The 20,802-nt window shown below is 52.4% G+C and carries 16 protein-coding genes; all 16 read left to right on the forward strand.

Features of this window, described 5'->3' with window-relative positions; genetic code table 11:
* The first annotated feature begins 577 nt into the window (after positions 1-577).
* The 16 genes from wbaP to galE all read left to right on the forward strand — a co-directional run bounded on the left by wbaP (position 578) and on the right by galE (position 20,767).
* Positions 578-2,011: an undecaprenyl-phosphate galactose phosphotransferase WbaP gene (wbaP, locus tag BM323_RS10945; RefSeq protein ID WP_008104880.1), complete on the forward strand. Its 1,434-nt coding sequence runs from the start codon at positions 578-580 to the stop codon at positions 2,009-2,011.
* Positions 2,012-2,284: 273 nt separating this feature from the next.
* Positions 2,285-3,415 carry a polysaccharide export protein gene (locus BM323_RS10950; RefSeq protein ID WP_008104879.1) on the forward strand — a complete coding sequence of 377 codons (1,131 nt, stop codon included), beginning with the start codon at positions 2,285-2,287 and terminating at the stop codon, positions 3,413-3,415.
* Positions 3,416-3,424: 9 nt separating this feature from the next.
* On the forward strand, positions 3,425-3,859 hold the full coding sequence (locus BM323_RS10955) for an arsenate reductase/protein-tyrosine-phosphatase family protein (protein ID WP_008104877.1): 435 nt from the start codon (positions 3,425-3,427) through the stop codon (positions 3,857-3,859).
* A 12-nt stretch (positions 3,860-3,871) separates the two neighbouring features.
* Positions 3,872-6,049: a tyrosine-protein kinase Wzc gene (gene wzc, locus BM323_RS10960; protein WP_008104875.1), complete on the forward strand. Its 2,178-nt coding sequence runs from the start codon at positions 3,872-3,874 to the stop codon at positions 6,047-6,049.
* 181 nt (positions 6,050-6,230) lie between these two features.
* On the forward strand, positions 6,231-7,367 hold the full coding sequence (locus BM323_RS10965) for an EpsG family protein (RefSeq protein WP_008104873.1): 1,137 nt from the start codon (positions 6,231-6,233) through the stop codon (positions 7,365-7,367).
* Positions 7,368-7,382: 15 nt separating this feature from the next.
* A complete protein-coding gene (locus tag BM323_RS10970) occupies positions 7,383-8,105 on the forward strand; it encodes an SGNH/GDSL hydrolase family protein (RefSeq protein ID WP_008104871.1) in 723 nt (240 codons plus the stop codon).
* Between the two features lie 24 nt (positions 8,106-8,129).
* The gene (locus BM323_RS10975) at positions 8,130-9,308 is read left to right on the forward strand and encodes an acyltransferase family protein (protein WP_008104869.1); all 1,179 of its coding nucleotides are present in this window, start codon (positions 8,130-8,132) and stop codon (positions 9,306-9,308) included.
* Positions 9,309-9,382: 74 nt separating this feature from the next.
* A complete protein-coding gene (locus BM323_RS10980) occupies positions 9,383-10,300 on the forward strand; it encodes a glycosyltransferase family 2 protein (protein ID WP_008104867.1) in 918 nt (305 codons plus the stop codon).
* 73 nt (positions 10,301-10,373) lie between these two features.
* Positions 10,374-11,126 (forward strand): glycosyltransferase family 2 protein, encoded by a 753-nt coding sequence (locus tag BM323_RS10985; RefSeq protein WP_008104866.1) that lies wholly within the window; start codon positions 10,374-10,376, stop codon positions 11,124-11,126.
* 49 nt (positions 11,127-11,175) lie between these two features.
* Positions 11,176-12,210, forward strand: a complete 1,035-nt coding sequence (locus BM323_RS10990) for a glycosyltransferase (RefSeq protein WP_008104864.1) — start codon at positions 11,176-11,178, stop codon at positions 12,208-12,210.
* A 57-nt stretch (positions 12,211-12,267) separates the two neighbouring features.
* Positions 12,268-14,478, forward strand: a complete 2,211-nt coding sequence (locus BM323_RS10995; RefSeq protein ID WP_008104862.1) for a phage tailspike protein — start codon at positions 12,268-12,270, stop codon at positions 14,476-14,478.
* Positions 14,479-14,695: 217 nt separating this feature from the next.
* Positions 14,696-15,958, forward strand: coding sequence for a colanic acid biosynthesis pyruvyl transferase WcaK (gene wcaK, locus BM323_RS11000; RefSeq protein ID WP_008104860.1), 1,263 nt, complete (start codon positions 14,696-14,698; stop codon positions 15,956-15,958).
* A 4-nt stretch (positions 15,959-15,962) separates the two neighbouring features.
* Positions 15,963-17,186 (forward strand): glycosyltransferase, encoded by a 1,224-nt coding sequence (locus tag BM323_RS11005; RefSeq protein ID WP_036648512.1) that lies wholly within the window; start codon positions 15,963-15,965, stop codon positions 17,184-17,186.
* Positions 17,183-18,523 carry an MOP flippase family protein gene (locus BM323_RS11010; RefSeq protein WP_008104858.1) on the forward strand — a complete coding sequence of 447 codons (1,341 nt, stop codon included), beginning with the start codon at positions 17,183-17,185 and terminating at the stop codon, positions 18,521-18,523. Before BM323_RS11005 ends, BM323_RS11010 begins: the two co-directional genes overlap by 4 nt.
* 288 nt (positions 18,524-18,811) lie before the next feature.
* Positions 18,812-19,705, forward strand: coding sequence for a UTP--glucose-1-phosphate uridylyltransferase GalF (galF, locus tag BM323_RS11015; protein ID WP_008104857.1), 894 nt, complete (start codon positions 18,812-18,814; stop codon positions 19,703-19,705).
* Between the two features lie 48 nt (positions 19,706-19,753).
* Complete coding sequence (galE, locus tag BM323_RS11020; RefSeq protein WP_008104856.1) at positions 19,754-20,767, forward strand: UDP-glucose 4-epimerase GalE; 1,014 nt, start codon at positions 19,754-19,756, stop codon at positions 20,765-20,767.
* Positions 20,768-20,802 lie beyond the last annotated feature (35 nt).

Below are 20,802 nucleotides of genomic sequence, written 5' to 3' on the forward strand. Positions count from 1 at the left end.
GTGCATTTTTAATGCAGCGTATTGCGTCGTTGAGTATCGAATTAATCTGAATTTTGCAGAGGAATGGCCTGAAAGGGCTGGCATCAATACTTATGGCTGGTAGTCTTTTTCCTAAAATAGTGCAGGGAAGACGGGGCCTACTTGTAAACAAGCCAGTAATAACTAGTATAGCAACGTGTTAGTAAATGTCTGCGCCAAAGTCGTTAATAGAGTGCTCCTTAGCCTTCTAATGTTGCGAATTGTGATCGCACGCGGACCACGGCCAGTAATTAGCGCAAAAATGCCGCATAAAACAAGCTGTAATTAGGATGATGAAAGCGGTATTGGCAGCGACAGCCAAGGGCGGTAGCGTGCCTGAAGCGCCTTTCTCTTGGTTTAACGGTCTGCCACTGTGGTAAGGGAAGTCGGACTAATCTGTTGGTATTAATCACAATTCTCTTGCTTACTATTGTGAGAATTGATTTGGCCTCAGAGAATTTACCGCAGATTGCCTCAACAAATGCAGTGAATGTTTCGCTCGTTTATTAAACAGCGTTGAGGCATTAGGGATTAAAGAAATAATATAAAAGAGTTAAATATGCGCGATAACGAAATTACATATAAAAGTCTTCTGACCAAAATTTTACTGGCGTGCTCGGATTTAATTTGTTTCAACGCAGCATTGTTTATTGCCATGGCGTTGATTAATTCGTTTACCCATTCTCCACTGGCAGATATATCTGAAAAATACCTGCATTTAAAAATCGCTACTCACATTGCGTTATCGGTTATTTGCGTAGGCTGGTTCTGGGTTCGCCTGCGTCATTATACTTACCGCAAACCATTCTGGTTCGAGCTCAAAGAGATCTTTCGTACCATTCTTATTTTCTCTGTCATTGATTTGTCAATTTCAGCACTTTCACAATGGCAAATGTCGCGCTTTGTCTGGGTAGCGACCTGGGTTCTGGCGTTGATTCTGATTCCATTAGCGCGCGCCATCTCTAAACGTGTGCTGAATCATTACGGTATGTGGAAGAAGCAAACCATCATCATCGGCAGCAGCCGCAACGCGCAGGAAGCCTGGCAGGCGCTGCAGAGCGAAGAAGTGATGGGCTTTGATGTTATCGCCTTCTTCGATGTCGATAAGAGCAGCCCGCAGGCCAGCATCTCTGGCGTACCAGTGCTGCACAACGAACAAGAGCTGTGGCAGCTGACCAACAGCGAAACCCAGTTCATTGTGGCGGTGGAGTTTGAACAGAGCCAGCACCGCGATCACTGGCTGAAAACGCTGGCGATGCACAATTGCCGTTCCGTTTCCGTGATCCCAACGCTGCGTGGTGTACCGCTGTATGGCACCGACATGGCTTATATCTTCAGCCATGAAGTGATGATTCTGCGCGTGAATAACAACCTGGCGAAGCGCACTTCGCGTTTCCTTAAGCGTGCATTCGATATCGTCGGCGCACTGAGCATTATCCTGGCGCTGTCACCGGCGTTGCTGGTGCTCGGCTTTATGGTTGGCCGCGATGGCGGACCACCGATTTACGGTCATGAACGTGTGGGTCTGGGCGGACGTAAGTTCAAATGCCTGAAATTCCGCTCCATGGTGATCAACTCGAAAGAGGTGCTGGAAGAGGTACTGCGTACCGATCCTGTTGCCCGCGCTGAGTGGGATAAAGATTTCAAACTGAAGAACGACCCACGCATTACCAAAGTCGGTCATTTCATCCGTAAAACCAGTCTGGATGAGCTGCCGCAGCTGTGGAACGTAGTACGTGGCGATATGAGCCTGGTGGGTCCGCGCCCGGTTATTGAAGATGAACTCTGCCGTTATGCCGGTGATGTCGATTATTACCTGATGGCGAAACCAGGCATGACGGGATTGTGGCAGGTTAGCGGTCGTAACGACGTTGACTATGAAACACGCGTCTATTTTGACTCGTGGTATGTCAAGAACTGGTCGCTGTGGAACGACATTGCGATTCTGTTTAAGACGGTTGGCGTAGTGCTGAAACGCGATGGCGCCTATTGATAGACAGCGAGGTCGGGGAGGGCATTACTTCCCCGATTGAAAACTGCGGGTGCTGAGTGTGTCGTTATTAGACAGCTGCACTGATTGAGTCTGTATAAACCATTTTAATTGATGTCGTCTTTAGACTCGGTGACAACATAAAACCAAGGGAGCGCATAATAATGACCCACAGTTTCAGTGTTTAACCTGTCATATTCCATTTTTGTAAGACGCTACACAGCGGGCGATTTCGCCTCTATCAATCAATAACTGATAGCGAAGAATCAGATGATAATGAAAATTAAATTGATACCTTTACTGGTATCCGCGACTTTTCTCTCCGGATGTACCATTGAGCCGGGTTCTCACCTTTCCACCAGTGGAAAAGATGTCATAGAGCAACAGGATAGCAACTATGACATCGACAAATATGTCAACGTCTTCCCGCTGACGCCGCGTCTGGTTGAACAGATGCGTCCGAAGCCGTTAGTCGCTCAGGCTAACCCAATGCTGCAAAATGAAATTCAGAGCTACGAATACCGCATCGGTGTTGGCGACGTGCTGAACGTCACCGTCTGGGATCACCCAGAGTTGACCACACCAGCCGGTCAGTACCGTAGCGCCAGCGACACCGGTAACTGGGTGCAGGCTGATGGCACTATTTTCTATCCGTACATCGGTAAAGTGCGTGTAGCAGGTCGAACTGTCACCGAGATCCGCACCGAAGTGGCGCGTCGCCTGGCACAGTTCATTGAAAGCCCGCAGGTTGACGTTAACGTCGCCTCATTCCGTTCACAGAAAGCTTATGTGACCGGTTCAGTCACCACTTCCGGACAGCAGCCGATCACTAACGTACCGCTGACCGTGCTGGATGCCGTTAACGCCGCAGGCGGTTTAGCCGCCGACGCTGACTGGCGCAACGTGGTGCTGACGCACAACGGCAAAGAACAACGTCTTTCGTTGCAGGCGCTGATGCAAAACGGCGACCTGAGCCAAAATCATCTGCTCTATCCGGGCGACATCCTTTACGTGCCACGTAACGACGATCTCAAAGTCTTCGTAATGGGTGAAGTGAAGCAGCAGTCAACGCTGAAGATGGACCGCAGCGGCATGACGCTGGCCGAAGCGCTGGGCAACTCGCAGGGTATGGATCAGACCACATCTGATGCTACCGGCGTGTTCGTGATTCGTCCGATTCGCGGCGCCAACCGCACCAAGATCGCCAACATCTATCAGTTGAATACCAAAGATGCGGCATCGATGGTGATGGGCACCGAATTCCAACTGGAGCCATACGACATCGTCTATGTCACCGCTACACCACTTACCCGTTGGAACCGTGTGATTTCAAGCCTGCTGCCGACCATCGTAGGTGTTGACGATGCCAGCTCCGCGGCGCTTCGTTTCCGCAATTGGTCGAACTAAGGGTTCGCCATGATTAAGTCCGTGTTAGTCGTCTGCGTCGGCAACATTTGCCGCTCCCCAACCGGGGAGCGTCTGTTCAAGCGCGCGCTACCAAACACCCGGATCGCCTCAGCAGGGCTCAGTGCCCTGAAAGGTTATCCGGCGGACCAGAAAGCCCTCGATGTGGCCGCCGATCACGGTGTGTCGCTCGATGGTCATCAGGCACAGCAGTTAACGGCCAGCATGTGCCGTGACTATGACCTGATTCTGGTAATGGAAAAGCGCCACGTTGAGCAGGTGAATCGCATCGATCCAGCCGCACGCGGAAAAACCATGCTGCTTGGGCACTGGCTCAATCAGCAGGAAATTGCGGATCCGTACAAAAAAAGTCGCGAGGCCTTTGAAGAGGTCTACGGGTTACTGGAAAACGCTACCCAGAAATGGGTCAACGTATTAAGCCGATAGTTGGGATTATCCATGAATATCAAAAACAAGGTTATGACCGCGCCAAAGGAAGATTCGAATGGATGGGATCTGGCGCATCTTGTGGGACAGCTGATTGATCATCGCTGGATCATTGTTGCCGTTACCGCCTTCTTCATGCTGGTGGCGACGCTCTACACACTGTTTGCTACACCAATCTACAGCGCAGATGCGTTAGTGCAGGTTGAGCAGAAGAATGCCAGCTCAGTACTGAATGAGTTAGACAGCATTCTGCCGCCAACGCCGGCGTCCGATACCGAGATTCAGATTCTTGAATCACGTATGGTTATCGGTAAAACCGTTGACGATCTGGGTCTGGACACCGTTGTCACTCAGAACTATTTCCCGGTGATTGGTAAAGGTCTGTCGCGCCTGATGGGCAACAAGCCATCGACCGTCGCGATCTCCCGCCTGGAAATTCCACGCACTATCGATAAGCGCACCGTTGAACTGGAAGTGACCGGTCCTGACTCGTACACCGTGTCAGCGGATGGTGATGAGCTGTTCAAAGGTAAAGTCGGTCAGCTGGAAACGCACGGTGAAGTGACCATGCTGGTGAGCGGCATCAATGCTGATGAAGGCACCAGCTTCAGCGTTACCAAGCTGAACGAGCTGCAGGCGATCAACTCCGTGCTGGCCAACCTGACCGTTGCGGACAAAGGTAAAGACACCGGCGTGCTGGGTCTGGAATATCTGGGTGAAGATCCAGAGCAGATCAGCAAAGTGCTGAACCAAATCGTCAATAACTACCTGCTGCAGAACGTTGAACGTAAATCTGAGCAAGCGGAAAAGAGCCTCGAATTCCTGCGCAATCAGCTGCCGCAAGTGCGTGGCAAACTGGATGATGCGGAAGACAAGCTGAATACCTTCCGTCGCCAGAACGAGTCGGTTGACCTGTCGCTGGAAGCAAAATCTGCGCTGGATTCTTCTGTCAGCGTGCAGAGCCAGTTGAACGAACTGACCTTCCGTGAAGCCGAAGTGTCTCAGCTGTTTACCAAAGATCACCCAACCTATCGCGCCTTGCTGGAAAAACGTAAAACGCTGGAAAATGAACAGGCAACGCTGAACAAAAAGATTTCTCAGATGCCACAAACGCAGCAAGAGATCTTGCGTCTGACGCGTGATGTGCAGTCTGGTCAGGAAATCTACATGCAGTTGCTGAACCGTCAGCAAGAGCTGGGCATCAGTAAAGCCAGCACCGTGGGTGATGTGCGCATCATCGATGGCGCAGCAACCGGCAACAGCCCGGTAGCACCGAAGAAACTGTTGATCATCGCGGCGAGCCTGATTCTGGGTCTGATGGTTTCTGTTGGTCTGGTTCTGATGAAAGCGCTGCTGCATCACGGCATCGAGAATCCAGAACAGCTGGAAGAGCTGGGCATGAACGTCTACGCCAGCGTACCGCTGTCAGAATGGCAACGTAAGAAAGATACCGAAGCACTGGCGCGTCGTGGCAACAAGGTGAAAACCGATCCACACGAAACGCTGCTGGCGCTGGGTAATCCTACTGACCTGTCAATCGAAGCGATTCGTAGCCTGCGTACCAGCCTGCACTTCGCGATGATGGAAGCGAAAAACAACATCCTGATGATCACCGGCGCCAGCCCAGGCATTGGTAAAACCTTTATCTGTGCCAACCTGGCAACGCTGGTAGCAAAAGCGGGCCAACGCGTACTGTTCATTGATGGTGATATGCGTCGTGGTTATACCCACGAATTGCTGTCAGCGGATAACAAATCCGGTCTGTCCAACGTGTTGTCGGGCAAAACCGAGTTCAGCCCAGCGCTGATTCAGAAAGGTGCGTACGGTTTTGACTTCCTGCCACGCGGCCAGGTGCCACCAAACCCGTCTGAACTGCTGATGCATCGTCGCATGGGTGAGCTGCTGGATTGGGCGAGCAAGAACTACGATCTGGTGTTGATTGATACGCCACCAATTCTGGCGGTAACCGATGCATCGATCATCGGCAAACTGGCCGGTACGTCGCTGATGGTGGCGCGTTTTGAAACCAACACGCCGAAAGAGCTGGATGTCAGCTTCAAACGCTTTGCCCAGAACGGTATTGAGATTAAAGGTGTGATCCTTAACGCCGTGGTGCGTAAAGCTGCTAACTCGTATGGTTACGGTTACGACTATTACGATTACGAGTATGGCAAACCGACCAAAAGTTAATTTGCCCGTCATTCACTGTTAATGATGAGGGTAATCCGGTGAAGAGAGGGGCGGGTTGACCGCCCCTTTTGATTGCACCGTTTGAATGACGACACGCAACGATTGACACAGGTGATTCTCTTTATAACGCCAAAAAAAGCCACTGTTGGCATGAGAACTTGTGGAATTAAGGAATCACACCATGGCTCCATATTGGTATTTATCAGGGTTTGTACTGTTGCTTGCGCTGGTCGAAATCCTGTTGAAGAAAGACGAACGAACCACCCATATTCTGACTTACCTGCTGTGCATCGCCACCGTCACGCTGATTATCTTCGCCGGTATTCGCGGTCTAGGCACCGGGATGGACGACTATCAATATCGCAGCTTCTTTGCTGACTTCATCCGCCGTATTGAGGTCAACGGTTTTGCTAACACCGTCGCCTTCTTCCGTTATGAACCGCTGATTTTTGCTATCGCGTGGATCACCAGCCTGTTTTCACACAATGCCAGCGTGTTCCTGTTTGTGTTCAGTATTCTGGCGGTATCGACTAACGCCATCTTCTTTAAAAAGATGTCGCCGTATCCGGTATTGGCATTGGCGCTTTACTCGGCGCACATCTTTATTAACAAAGACGTTAACCAGATTCGTTTTGGCCTGAGTTCGGCGCTGTTTCTTGGCGTGATCTGGACGATTTACCTCAAGCAATACTGGTGGGCGTTTGCCTTCTTTATTCTGTCCTTCCTCAGTCACAACACCGCAGTAATGGTGGTGACCATCATTCCGTTCCTGTTTATTCGGGAATCGCGCTGGTGGCCAGTGGCCATCATCATGTTCAGTGTGCCACTTTCGGTGGTAGGCGGAACCGGCTTTATCGCCTTGATCGCCGGACATCTGGGATCGATGGGTGAGAGGGCCGCAGGCTACAGCAACGAAGCCTCGAATGCCGGTGACGGCAGCGTGGTGTCGGTGTCAAACCTGAAAAACATCATGCTGGTGTTCATCTTTGTCTACTTCATGCTGAGCAACCAGCTCAAGCGCGAACAGTACGACGTGTGGAAGCTGAACTACCTGCTGATTCTGACTTTTGCGATCGGCGGCGGCATCAGGATCTTCTTCTATAACTACTCATCGGGTGCGCGCCTGTCGAACTACCTGCTGCAGGTCGAACCGATTATTTTGACGTCGCTTATTTATCAGTCGAAACGGGTACTGAAGCCGGCGATGTTTGCGATGTTTGCTTTCTTCCTTGTTTATTACCTCTATTACAACACGATCTCACTGAAGCAAGCCGTTGTCGGCTATGAAGTTGCTCGTGAATTCAAATTGTTTCATTAACTGATGAGAGGAAATATGCGGAAGACCTTACTGGCATTTCTGATCACCTCTGCGCCGTTGCTGGCGCAGGCAGACGATCATCCCGGCACCTTTATCATCGCGGCCTACGGTGACTCGACCACCGCAGGCGTTACCGCTTCGGGCGGTCGTAACATCATCAGTCAAAACAATGAAGTGAGTTTTTTGCAGCAGATGTTGCGCGAGAAGTACGGCAACAACATTGAGGTGAAGAACCACGGCATGCCGGGCGCACAGGTTTCGGTGCTGGTTTACAACAAAGACAATACGCCGATGGATTGGTCAGAACGCATGGCGAAATCCGATGCCAACATGATCCTGATTAACTATGCGATCAATGATGCACGCATCAACTTCTTCAAAGACAAAGGCGAGCGCATTGAAACGCCGGAAGAGTACAAGCGCATCATCACCGAGCTGGTGAAAGGCGCCAAGGCAAACAACAAACTGGTGGTTCTTCAGGAACCGAATCCAATTTGTGGCAAAGCCGAGCGCTGGAACGTCTGGCCGTATGTTTACCAGTTAAATGAAGTGGCTAAAGAGCAGCAAGTTCCGATTGTGAAGCAGTTCAGCGTCATCAAAGAGAACCGTGACTGGCAATCTGAGATGTCACCCGATTGCATTCACCCCAATGAGATGCTTTATAAACAGAAAGCAGAAAGAACCTTCAACGTCTTAAGCAGCACTTTCGATAGCGTTTTGTCACGGCACAGCAGCTAACCCAACTCAGATTCAGGAGCTGACATGTATGTATTAATCATGGTGCTGTCATTTTGTCTGGCGCTAATCATTCTGCGAGTATTCTCCTTCCACAAAGGCGTTTACAACGAGAGCGGTATTAAAAGTATCTCTGGTATGCGCGCGCTGCTGGCCAGCATCGTCGCGTTCTCCCACTTCGCCCATTACATCTATTCGCTGGATGGTCAGTGGGTGTTCGATAAAGACTATTTTGCCTGGTTCTCTGAAGGTAATTTCTTCGTTAACTCCGGCAAATTTGGTGTACTGCTGTTCTTCATGATCTCCGCCTTCCTGTTCTATCGCTGGCTGGATAATGAAACCCTGACGCCAGGGCAGCTGACGCACAAGCTGCTCAAGTCGCGTATCCGCCGTATTGTCCCGATGTTCTGGTTCTCCGGTTTTGTCATCATCGCGGTGGGCGTGGTGCAGGGCGATCTCACTTATAGCCTGACGGCGGTGAAAGATGCCGTGTTGTGGTTGCTGTTTATTGGCAGCTATCGCATTGGTGATTTCCTGACGGCGGATGTGAACGCCGGTGTTGAGTGGACATTGCGCCTCGAATGGCTGCTGTATCTGTCGATTCCGCTGATTTACGTCCTTAACCGCGCCACCAAAGGAAAATACAAAACGCTGCTGATTCTCGGCTCGATCGGCGTGATTTTCTGTGTGGCGGTTGGCCTGCGTCTGTGGGGTAAAACCTATACCGATCCGCGTCCGGTGCTGGGCTTCGCCATGGGTTATCTGGCGTATAAATATCGCGACATGTTTGCGCACTACAAAACCTCCAGTCTGGCCGGCTTTGCGGTGATTGTGCTGTCGCTGTTCTCGCTGTCGTTCACCAGCAACACCTTCTGGTATCTGATTTTCCTCTGCTGCCTGACGGTGATCTTCTTTATTGTCAGCAGCGGCAACGCCGTGTTTGGCATTCTGGAAAACAAAACCCTGATGTCGATTGGTGAGGTGAGTTACAGCCTGTATCTGATTCACGGTGTGGTGCTCTATTTCATCAAGCAGATTCCGGAAACGCTCTATCCGCATTCGTTCCTGTTCTACACCTTGCTTTCAACGCTGTTCTTTGTCGCCTCTTTCTATGTGGCGAAACTGACTTACCTGTTTGTCGAGAAACCGTTTATCGGCAGTAGCAACAAGAAGAAAGTGGCGATGAAGACCTCGCCGACAAATTAGGACATCACCCATTATTCTTTTGAGCCCACAAGTTATATCATTGATTTTGTAACTTTTTTAATGAGGTGCTGGCAATGCAGGAGATTCGCTTCTCAATTGTTATTCCCGCGTATAACGCGTCGAAATCGATTGTCACGACGCTAGATTGCGTCAAAGCGCAAACCTATCGCAATTTTGAAGTCATTATTGTTGATGACAAATCGGCCGATGCGGCCGAACTGGCGCAGGTGGTGCGCAGCGAGCGTTATCAGGATTTGGATATCAAACTGGAGCTGTCTGAGGTCAAACTCAACGGCGCCGGCGCCCGTAATAAAGGTATTGAGCTGGCAAGCGGCGACTTTATCAGCTTTCTCGATGCCGACGATGAGTGGCATCCGGACAAGTTGCTGGTCGCCAGCGAAACCATCGCCAAACTGGAAGCACAGGGCAAATCGCGCTACGTCATCTTTAGTCAGGTGAACATCCATCAGGATGGCAGCTTCCTCAAGGTGATGCCGATGCAACCGCCCGGTAAGAACGAAACCGTGGCCGAGTATCTGTTTGGCTGTTACGGCTTTATTCAAACCAGCACCATTGTGCTGAAGCGCGAAGATGCGGCGAAGATCCAGTTTGATGCGCGCTATATTCGCCATCAGGATTATGATTTCTGCATCCGCGCCGACCGCATGGGTTACGCGTTCGTGATGATCGACAAGCCGCTGGCAACGTACCATCTGGTGACCAAATTTGGTTCCAAGCACAAAGGCGAATCGGTCAAATACTCCTTCTTCTGGCTCGATACCATGAAGCCGCATCTGACCACGCGCGACATCCACACTTACAAAGCGTTCAAGCTGCCGTTGCGCTACAAGATGGATGGTAAATCGCTGCAGGCTAGCCTCAGCTTTGCACGCTACTTCTTCCTCACCAACCGTGATAATCGCGCCTACTTCATGAATCGCCTGCTCGATAAGGTGAAGTCGCGCTTCTCGGGCAGAAGAGCCGTCTCCTGATTCACTTTTAAACACTTTCACTTGCTCCCTACATGGGGGCAATTTTTTGGTTCCTGAAACTCCGGGTAGACAAATGACAAATCATGTTGGCACCGTCGGTATTGTGATGCCGATGTATAACGCGCGAAATACCGTTCTGCGCGCGGTTGAGTCGATCATCAACCAGACCTACAGCGACTGGCATCTTTACCTGATCAACGACAAATCCACCGATGATTCACTGGCCTTTGTGCGTGAACATTGTCAGGACGCACGCATCACCATTCTCGACAATGAAGTGAATCAGGGCGCAGCCGAAACCCGTAACGTTGGGCTGCGTGCCGCGAAAGAAGAGATCATCGCGTTTCTCGACAGCGACGACGAGTGGCACCGCGAAAAACTGGCCGAACAGACGGCTGCGATTGCCGCCGGCGACGATTTCGTGATCACGCATTATCACTACAAAACCAAAACCGCTGACCACGATATCAACTACAGCAAACCCTACCTGCAGCAGGAAAACTTCGTGAAGAAGCAATATCGCGTTTGCTTCTCCTCGGTGTGTTTCCGCCGTCCTCCACAGGGCATCTTCTTCCAGCGTAAAGGCCACGAAGACTTCCTGTTCCTCTATGAATTGTTCCTCCGCTACAAACAAGCCCGCGTGATCCAGAAAACCCTGGTCAACTATTACGAGTTGGGCGATTCACTGTCGCGCAACAAAAATAAAGCGGCGAAGTGGCACCTCGAATTATTAAGAATTATCTATAAAAACAATCCGTTAAAAGTATATTACTATTACACATGGTACATGGTGAACGGCGTCCTCTTCGCCTTAAAACACCGTTAAGCGCAACGATGCTTAGCTGCTTTTATATTGTTTGAGGTGGAAGGGATTTATGAAAAAGATCGTTTTGGTGATTAAAGATGCCTACTCGTATGCGGGCACTGAAAACATCTGCAACTTTATGTCTGAGTGCCTTGGCGAACAGCATGAAGTCACCATTTACTCGCTGGAAGGCAACGGCAAAACCTTTTATCCGTTCGAACGGGTGAAGAAAATTGTCAGCTTTGAAGGCCACAGCAACCCGATTAAAAGCGCCGTTGCCAGCATTCACCAGGAAGGCTTCGACAGCGTATTCCTGATCAGCATGGGCCGCCTGAGCGTGATGTTCGCCTTCTGGAACCTGATGGCGCTGAAGAAGAAGCGCTTCAAAGCTTATGCCTGCGAACATATCGCGATTAACTCGTTCAGCAAGCCAATTAAGCTGCTGAAGTGGCTGATGCTGCGCTATTACGACCAGGTGATCGTCCTGACTGACAAAGATCATCAGGTGTTTAACCGCTGGAACATTGCCAGCCAGCAAATCCCCAATCCGGTGGTGTACAAAGCGTTTCAACGTCAAACGCGCAGCCGTCAGGCGCTGGCGGTGGGGCGCCTGGATAACCAGAAAGGCTTCGACCTGCTGCTGGATATCTGGGCTGACTTCAGTAAGAAGCATTCTGAGTGGAAACTGGTGATTGCCGGTGACGGCGAACTGCGCCAGCAGCTGCACGATCAGGCTGCCGCGTTAGGTATCACTAACAGCGTCAATTTCGTCGGCAAAGTCAGCAACATTAACGATTACTACCGCGAAAGCGACATGGCGCTGATGACCTCGCGCTATGAAGGTTTGCCGCTGGTGCTGCTGGAAGCCAAATCCTGGTCGCTGCCGGTGGTGGCGTACGATTGCCCAACCGGGCCGCAGGAGATCATCAATCACGGTGAAGATGGCTTCCTGGTGCCGATGAACGACAAAACCACCTTTATCAAGCGCATGGAGCAGCTCGCCAGCGATGATGGCCTGTTCTATGCGATGAGTGAAAAAACCAAAGAAACCGCGCTCAAGTTTGACGGTAACCAGATCAAGCAGAGCTGGCTCGCGCTTGTTTAGCGACAATTATCGTGCCTCGGGAATCCTTTTTGGCCGCACAACCACGGGAATTGAAGCATGAAAAGAAGAGAAGTCTTGCAGGCCGCAGCCTCCTCGATTGTTACTGCGCTCTCAGTGAGTGCGTTTTCCAGCTACGCCGCAAAAAGTGGTCAGCCAACGTTAAAATCTGTCGATCCGTCCAGCGTACCCGCAGGCGATGTACCGATTCTGACGCCAGAAAACGTCTATACCATGCCGCCGCAGTTCTGGCAGAACTTTGAGGGCAAACTGTGGATAGGTAAGGCAGGCAGTGATGCCAGCCAGTCTGGTAATCAGATCCCGGTGTTTCTGCGCGATGCCAATGGCAAAGTGTCACAAATCAGCCAGCCGATTGCGTTGAACAAAGGCAACTTCGCCCAGTTCATTCACGATAATGCAGCGTTGATCGCCAATCCATCACACTCAATGGTGGTGGAAGATGATCAGGGCCACACGCTGTTTTCCATCAGCGATGTTTCACGTCCTAATCAGAGCAACTTTAGCCAGCGTCTGGCGCAGCCGAACGGCTATCAGCTGATTGGCGAAATTCCGTCAGTTGAAGAGCTGCGCAAAACCCGTCCGCTGTTCGCCGGTGCCAAAATCAAGCTGAAAAGCTGGCACGAAGGGCTGGAAGTGGGCGGCGGCGAGTTCGTCGGCACCTTCGGTGATGGCAAAGATGATGGCGGCGTGAACTTTAGCGGCAACGGTTTCACCTGGCGTCGTGTGGTGGAAGATTTCAACCGCCTGACGTTGTTTGATTTCGGCGCCATCGCCGACGGCAAAACCGACACCGCTCCAGCGATCAAAGCCATGTATCAATGGTCGATTGATGCCAGCCAGCAGATCTGCGTGCAGTTCCCGGCCGGCACCTTCTTTGTCTCCGAATGTGATTTCGGTGACGAAGGACGTCGCTTCTTCCGCATCTCGGGCGCGATGGTCAACTTCGGTTATTTCCCGGCGACCACGCTGGTTTCTGACGGTCGCTCCGAGTTCCTGTTCCAGGTGAATGCGCGCTGGACGGAAATCTCCAACCTGAATTTCAACGGCAACACCGACAAGCGTCCGAACAAGCAGGGTTTGTTCCGCAACACCTGTCCGGGCGGCCAGTTCTTCCGTGGCGCTTGCCTGCGCTTCAATCAGGTCGGCGGCGTCTCGCTTAGCCTGCTGGATACGCTGGATTGCAAAATCGACCAGTGGTACGCCAACGCCTGTACCGGCGATGTGATTAAAGCCAGCTGGTCGGGGCAAAAGGCCGGCGCCTGGGATCACAGCACCGCGATTGAGCTCTCCAACTTTAACGCCCAGCACTGTAAAGGCGGCATGGTGTTGAATCTGCCGCGCTGCAGCCAATCGATCATCCATAACGGCTGGATTGAGCACAGCGATTTTCCTGGCGACATCTCGAACGGTCAGTGGATTGTTGATGCGCTGAGTATTGAGGATTGTAAGAACCCGCTCAACGCGCGCAACTCGCGCCTGAATATGCGCCAGACCAATCTGCAGTCGGGCAGTTGGATTGATAACTCGCTGGAAGGCGAACGCTGGCTGAACATCTGGGAAATGGGCTCGACGCGCGTTGAATCTTACGGCGTCGCCATCGATGGCAGTCTGAAATACAACTACATCACCTCGCGCTTCCGGCTGACCAATAACAGCGATCAGCAAACCTGGTTTGAACTCGGCAACTTCTACTCACCAACGGTGGGTGATAGCTGGGAGATCGAGGTGTTTGGTCAGTCGCAGTTTAATAACGGTACCGCTAACCAGCCGCTGATGGATGTTATCAACGGCAAAGGCACCGGCGGCCGCGCGGTGATTCATCTGCAGCGCAAGAAAAACAAAGCCGAAGCCAGCTGGTCAGCGGAAGGTAGCTCGCCAGTGGTTGATGTGCGTTTCGAAGCGCGTAGCGATACCGACACCAAAGTCTACGTCAAGCTGGCGGGCTGGACGCCGACCACCGCCGTGCTGATCAAAAGCACCGCTAAGGATCGCTTCCTGACCGGTCAATGTGCGCGTGTGGATGCGGTGATGGACAAAGGCGCACCGGGCAGTGGCGCACAGCAGGCACCGCAACGTTTTAGCCTGCACAACGGTAAGGCTGGTATCGGCGGTAACGAGCAGGGCGATTTGCTTATGGCATCGCGCGCGCTCAAGCCGGAACAGGTGGATACCCGCGAACCGAAAGGTTTCATCTCGGTGGTGATTAATGGTGAGCAGGTTGCTATGCCGTATTTTGCTGTGAAGTCGTAATGCGTGGTTTGTAAATCGGTCGCCATTAATGGCGACCCTACGGCATTTGATGATGGTTTTGTAGGGTGCGCATTTATGCGCACCGGAAAGCAGCACCGACGTTAAGCACCACTTTTTGGGGTTTACTCCCATTGCAGTCCTTTTAAACAGAGTTCACTTTGCCAGTGCAGCTATTGGCGGCTTGTAAAAATTACAAAAATTTTTCCGGAGTTTTTTTATGAAGATTTTATTGGTAGGAAACCATACCTGTGGAAATCGTGGGGATGGCGCGATTTTACGTGGGCTGATTGATTCACTGAAATCCGCGCGCGCGGATTTGGATATCGATGTGATCAGCCGTTATCCAACAAGCTCTGGCTATTTACTGCAGCAGGACATCCAGCAGGATTCCCTGTTCCTGCACAACAGCAAATCGGGCAAAGGGTTAGTCGGCAGCCTGAAACGCAAAGTGGCGAACCGCTTGATGCCGGACATTATGATGGCGCACCTCGGCAAAGGCGGCGTGTACAAATCCTTCTCGGTGCCACCGCATCTGGCGGCGTTTACCAAAAGCCTTGCGCAGTATGACGCGATTATTCAGGTTGGCGGCTCGTTCTTCGTCGATCTCTACGGCGTAACCCAATTCGACCACGCGCTCTGTGCGCTGATGGCGAAAAAGCCGCTGCATATGGTCGGTCACTCGGTCGGTCCGTTCGAAAACCCGCGCGTGAATGCGCTGGCGAACTTTGTCTTTGATCGCGTCGACAGCCTGGTGCTGCGCGAAGAGGTGAGTTACGACCGCCTGAAGCAAGATGGCGTGACTACCAGCAAAGTGAAGAAGGGCGTCGATACCGCGTTCCTGGTTGAAGCGCGTGAAGTGGCCAATCCAAGCCATAACCTGCTGCACTGGCAAGCGATTATCAGCGCGCGCAAAACCATTGCGATCACCGTGCGTGAACTGGCGCCGTTCGACAAACGTCTCGGTGTGACGCAGAAAGAGTATGAAGCTGCCTTTGGCCGCGTAATTAACGCGATGATTGCCGAAGGTTATCAGGTGGTTGCCTTCTCTACCTGTACCGGTATTGATAGCTACGCCAAAGATGACCGCATGGTGGCGCTGACGTTGCGCGATCATGTCGAGCATCCCGAGCATTACCATGTCATCATGGACGAGTTCAACGACCTCGAACTCGGCATCCTCCTCAGCCATTGTCATCTGACAATTGGTACCCGCCTGCACTCCGCCATCATCTCCATGAACTTTGGTACGCCAGCCGTGGCCATCAACTACGAGCACAAGTCGCTCGGCGTGATGAAACAGCTTGGCCTGCCGCAGATGGCCACCGATGTGCAGAGCCTGATGGATGGTTCGCTCATCGATAAAGTGCAGACGGTGCTGGCCGACTACGACAACGTGAAACACAAAGTTGATACCGCGGTGGCGCAGGAGCGTGAGATTGGTAACCGCATTACAGCAGAAATTCTCAACGTCCTGGGGTGAAGTGATGAAGCTGACCTTTTTCACCATGCGTTTTCCTGTTGCCTCTGAGACCTTTGTGCTCAATCAGGTGACGCATTTCATTGACGCAGGCTACGACGTGGAGATTATCTCCGTGTTTCCGGGCGATATGATCAATCGCCACGCCGCGTTCGATGACTACAATTTGGCAGCGAAAACCCACTATTTACTGCCGGAAGAGAAAGTATCCAACCTCGATAAGCTGACGCAGCGTATTGGCTTGATACTGCCGAAAATCACCAAAGGCGCGCTGCTCAAGTCGCTAAATGTGCGTCGTTACGGCGCACAGGCCAGCAAACTGCTGCTGCCGGCGATTGTCGCCAACACTAAACAGCCTTACACCGCAGATGTGTTTCTGGTGCACTTTGGCTATGCCGGCGCGCTGGCGAACAAGCTGCGCGAACTCGGCGTGCTGAAAGGCAAGCAGGCGACGGTGTTCCACGGCGCGGACATTTCCCGTCGTCACATCCTCGAAGAGCACAAGCTCGACTACATCAACCTGTTTAAACAGAGTGAACTGATGCTGCCTATCAGCCACTTGTGGGAGAACAAGCTGATTGAGATGGGCTGTCCGCGCGCCAAAGTGCACGTGACGCGTATGGGCATCGAGCCGGAGAAGTTTAACTTCCGTCCGCGTGAAGCCTTCCATCAACCGCTGCGCATCGTCTCTGTTGCGCGTCTGACCGAGAAGAAAGGGTTGGATGTGGCGGTGAAAGCCAGCGAAATTCTGCGCAATAACGGCGGCCAGTTCCAGTTCACCATCATCGGTAACGGCGAACAGGACGGCATGATGCGCGAGCACATTGCGCGCGCTGGATTGCAGGATTGCGTCGACATGCCGGGCTTTAAGCCGCAGGACGAGATTCGTCAGGCTTTGAACGAAGCAGACATCTTCCTGTTGCCATCCAAAACCGCCGCAGATGGCGATATGGAAGGCATTCCGGTGGCGCTGATGGAAGCGATGGCGGTCGGCTTGCCGGTGGTTTCCACCTATCACAGCGGCATTCCTGAACTGATTGAGAATGACGTCAGCGGATGGCTGGTGGCTGAGAACGATCCTGACGAGCTGGCGGCGACGCTGCTGCGCCTGTCACGCGGCGATGTTGATGTGGCTCCAGTGGTCGCGGCCGCGCGGCAGAAAGTCGAAACTGAGTTCAATCAGCACATCGCTTACGGTGAGCTGGCGAAAATTCTGGAGCGCATGGTGTGAGCGGATTAAAAAAACAGGCCGTTTGGCTGTTTGGTAGTACCTGTTTTGCCGCATTGCTTCAGGTGTTACAGCTCGCCGTTCTGGCGCGCAAACTGGAAACCCACGAGCTGGGTTTACTGGCGATCATCAATGCGATTCTGGCGGTGGCGACCGTGCTGCAGGATATGGGCATGAGCAGCTACATCGTGCATCGCCAGGATATTAATCGCCGCGAGCAGAGCACTATTTACTGGGTGAACGTGTCGCTCAGTTTCTGCACTGGTTTGATTATGCTGGCGATTGCCTATCCGGTGGCGTGGTTCTATCACCTGCCGGAGCTGGTGGGCTTAATCATGCTGACCAGCCTCAACTTCCTGGTGCTGGGGCATCTGTCGCAGTATCAGGCGCACTATGTGAAAACTAAACGCATGGTGACGCTGGCGAAAATTGAGATGGCAACCAAGCTGTTCGCGTTCCTGTGTACTGTCGCGATGCTGTATTACACCTCGCTCACCGTGGCGGCGGCGATTCTTGGCCTGTTCATCAACGCCTTCACGCGTATTCTCTGCATGATTTACTTCGGCGAGAAATCGTGGCGTCCGACCTGGGAATTCGACGGCAAAACCTTTGTAAGTGCGGTGCGTTACGGCGTGTATCAGCTCGGTTCGCAGACCATTAACCAGCTGCGTACTCAGGCGGATGCGCTGATCGTCGGTAAAGTGATGGGCGCGGAGATGCTGGGGATTTACTCGCTGGCAAAAGAGCTGATTCTGCAACCGCTGAAGCTGGTTTCGCCGGTGATTAACCGTCTGGCGCTGCCGCGCTTTGCTGAGAAGCAGCACGATCCGGAGCAGCTGAAAAAGCTGTTCCTGAAAGGCACCTTCGTCATCATGCTGTTCAGCAGCGCGATGTATCTGGCGATTGGCATTTTGTCACCGGTGATTGTGCGCGTGCTGTATGGCGCTTCGCATGAGCAGGTTTACCATCTGATTCCGCTGATGCTGTTGTTTGGCATGCTACGTCCGATGGGCGGCTTAACCGGCGCGATTTCGCAGGCCAACGGTCGCACCAATGTTGAGTTCTACTGGAACATTGTGGCGAGCCTGGTGGTGGTCGCGGTGCTGGCGACAACCTACATCTGGCCGAACGTGCTGTATGTGGCGTTGACGCTGTCGATCTCGCAGGTGCTGATCTCGGCCTTCGCGCATCCGTTCTTCATCAAGCCGGTGATTGGCATCCGCTTTATGCCGTATGCGCGCCAGTGGGTTTCAGTGTCGGTGGTGTTTGTGGCGCTGATGATGCTGGTAAACCACTTCAACCTGTTCGTAATGCCGGAATGGTTTGAGGGCTGGCTGTAACCTTCTTAGGGTCACCGTTAACGGTGACCTTACAATTCCTACACGTTAACTTTTCTGAAAATCACTGGTCTTTTCCTTCGTAACTCTCGTTCCATCCTCTCGCGGTTTTTCAGCGGCTTAGCGCATCCATTTCCCATGAGAATCCTGGCATTTTTACCGGCCAAATTAGCGATTTTTGATGGCGTGACAGAGAGTTAGTGCCGGTTTTTCAGATAAAGATTATACTTGCTCGACCGGCCGATCCTGCATAATCGACCCCACGTATTCACTTCATGAAATGGAATAAATATGACCAAGCTTAAAGCAGTAATCCCAGTTGCGGGTCTCGGTATGCATATGCTTCCTGCGACCAAAGCCATTCCGAAAGAGATGCTGCCAATCGTCGACAAACCAATGATTCAATACATTGTTGACGAATGCGTCGCGGCTGGCATCAAGGAGATTGTGCTGGTCACCCATGCTTCCAAAAATGCAGTGGAAAACCACTTCGATACCACTTACGAGCTGGAAGCGCTGCTCGAAGCACGCGTTAAACGTCAGCTGCTCAGCGAAGTGCAGTCAATCTGTCCGCCGGGCGTGACCATTATGAACGTGCGTCAGGCTAACCCGTTGGGTCTGGGCCACTCCGTGCTGTGCGCGCGTCCAATGATTGGCGACAACCCATTTGTGGTGGTGCTGCCAGACGTGCTGCTGGATGACTCTACCGCCGACCACCTGCGTTATAACCTCGCCTCAATGGTTGCTCGCTTTGAAGATACTGGCCACAGCCAGGTGCTGGCGAAACACATGCCGGGTGAAGACCTCACCGAATACGGCGTGCTGACCACCGAAGAGCCGATTGATAACCCAGGCGATATCAGCACCATCACCAGCTTTATCGAGAAGCCAGAAGCCGGCTCAACCGACTCTGATCTGACGGCAGTTGGCCGTTACGTGCTCTCTGCCGATATCTGGGAAGAGCTGGAGCGCACTGAGCCAGGCGCATGGGGCCGTATTCAGCTGACCGATGCTATCGCCTCCCTGAGCAAGAAGAAGCCGGTTGATGTGCAACTGCTGACTGGAACCAGCTATGATTGCGGTCGTAAACTCGGTTATATGCAGGCATTCGTCTCTTACGGCTTGCGTAACAACGATCAGGGCCGCGATTTCCGCGAATCCATTCAGAAAATCCTGGCGAAATAAGCTTCCTCATTCTCTGCCGCGCCATTAGCGCGGTTTAAAGGAGTACACATGGCTATTTTGGTAACGGGCGGAGCGGGATACATTGGCTCCCATACGGTGCTGGCGCTGTTAGAGCGTGGCGACGACGTTGTGGTCCTGGATAACCTTTGCAATGCTTCCCGCGAAGCCATCAACCGCGTGGAAAAGCTGTCAGGTAAAAAAGCGGTGTTCGTTGAAGGCGATATCCGCGATCGCGCCTGCCTGCGTGACCTGTTTGCCACTAACGATATCAGCGCCGTGATTCACTTCGCTGCACTGAAAGCCGTTGGCGAATCCACGCGCATGCCGCTGGAATACTACGAAAACAACGTGGCTGGTACCGTGGTGCTGCTTGAAGAGATGCGCGCTGCTGGCGTGTGGAACTTCATCTTCAGCTCATCTGCGACCGTTTATGGCGCGGATGCACCGGTTCCTTACGTGGAAACCACGCCAATAGGCGGCACGACCAGCCCGTACGGCACCTCTAAGCTGATGATCGAATTCGTGATGCGCGATTTCGCTAAAGCGGACCCGAACTTCAAAGCCATCGCGCTGCGCTACTTCAACCCGGTTGGCGCGCATGAATCTGGCGAAATCGGTGAAGATCCAACCGGCATTCCAAACAACCTGCTGCCGTACATCGCGCAGGTGGCGATTGGTCGTCTGGAGAAGCTGGGCGTGTTTGGCGACGACTACGATACGCCAGATGGCACCGCACAGCGCGACTACATTCACGTTGTCGACCTGGCAGAAGGGCACCTGAAAGCGCTGGATCACTTAGCCAAAGTTGAAGGCTACAAAGCCTACAACCTCGGCGGCGGAGTAGGCTTCTCCGTGCTGGAGATGATCAAGGCGTTTGAGAAAGCTTCCGGCAAGCCAATTCCGTTCGAGTTCAAGCCGCGCCGTGATGGTGATTTGCCTGCTTTCTGGGCAGATGCCACGCTGGCGAACAACGAACTGGACTGGCGCGTGACGCGCGGGATTGATGCCATGATGCGTGATACGTGGAACTGGCAGAGTAAGAACCCGGATGGGTTTGAATAAATATTTTTGCTGTAAAACTAAAGCCTGTCTTTTGA

Source organism: Pantoea sp. YR525 (assembly GCF_900116775.1).
GTDB classification, from domain to species: domain Bacteria; phylum Pseudomonadota; class Gammaproteobacteria; order Enterobacterales; family Enterobacteriaceae; genus Pantoea; species Pantoea symbiotica.

Coding starts and splice junctions, on each gene's coding strand:
- wbaP (WP_008104880.1), top strand. CDS start 578: ATGCGCGATAACGAAATTACATATAAAAGTCTTCTGACCAAAATTTTA.
- BM323_RS10950 (WP_008104879.1), top strand. CDS start 2,285: ATGAAAATTAAATTGATACCTTTACTGGTATCCGCGACTTTTCTCTCC.
- BM323_RS10955 (WP_008104877.1), top strand. CDS start 3,425: ATGATTAAGTCCGTGTTAGTCGTCTGCGTCGGCAACATTTGCCGCTCC.
- wzc (WP_008104875.1), top strand. CDS start 3,872: ATGAATATCAAAAACAAGGTTATGACCGCGCCAAAGGAAGATTCGAAT.
- BM323_RS10965 (WP_008104873.1), top strand. CDS start 6,231: ATGGCTCCATATTGGTATTTATCAGGGTTTGTACTGTTGCTTGCGCTG.
- BM323_RS10970 (WP_008104871.1), top strand. CDS start 7,383: ATGCGGAAGACCTTACTGGCATTTCTGATCACCTCTGCGCCGTTGCTG.
- BM323_RS10975 (WP_008104869.1), top strand. CDS start 8,130: ATGTATGTATTAATCATGGTGCTGTCATTTTGTCTGGCGCTAATCATT.
- BM323_RS10980 (WP_008104867.1), top strand. CDS start 9,383: ATGCAGGAGATTCGCTTCTCAATTGTTATTCCCGCGTATAACGCGTCG.
- BM323_RS10985 (WP_008104866.1), top strand. CDS start 10,374: ATGACAAATCATGTTGGCACCGTCGGTATTGTGATGCCGATGTATAAC.
- BM323_RS10990 (WP_008104864.1), top strand. CDS start 11,176: ATGAAAAAGATCGTTTTGGTGATTAAAGATGCCTACTCGTATGCGGGC.
- BM323_RS10995 (WP_008104862.1), top strand. CDS start 12,268: ATGAAAAGAAGAGAAGTCTTGCAGGCCGCAGCCTCCTCGATTGTTACT.
- wcaK (WP_008104860.1), top strand. CDS start 14,696: ATGAAGATTTTATTGGTAGGAAACCATACCTGTGGAAATCGTGGGGAT.
- BM323_RS11005 (WP_036648512.1), top strand. CDS start 15,963: ATGAAGCTGACCTTTTTCACCATGCGTTTTCCTGTTGCCTCTGAGACC.
- galF (WP_008104857.1), top strand. CDS start 18,812: ATGACCAAGCTTAAAGCAGTAATCCCAGTTGCGGGTCTCGGTATGCAT.
- galE (WP_008104856.1), top strand. CDS start 19,754: ATGGCTATTTTGGTAACGGGCGGAGCGGGATACATTGGCTCCCATACG.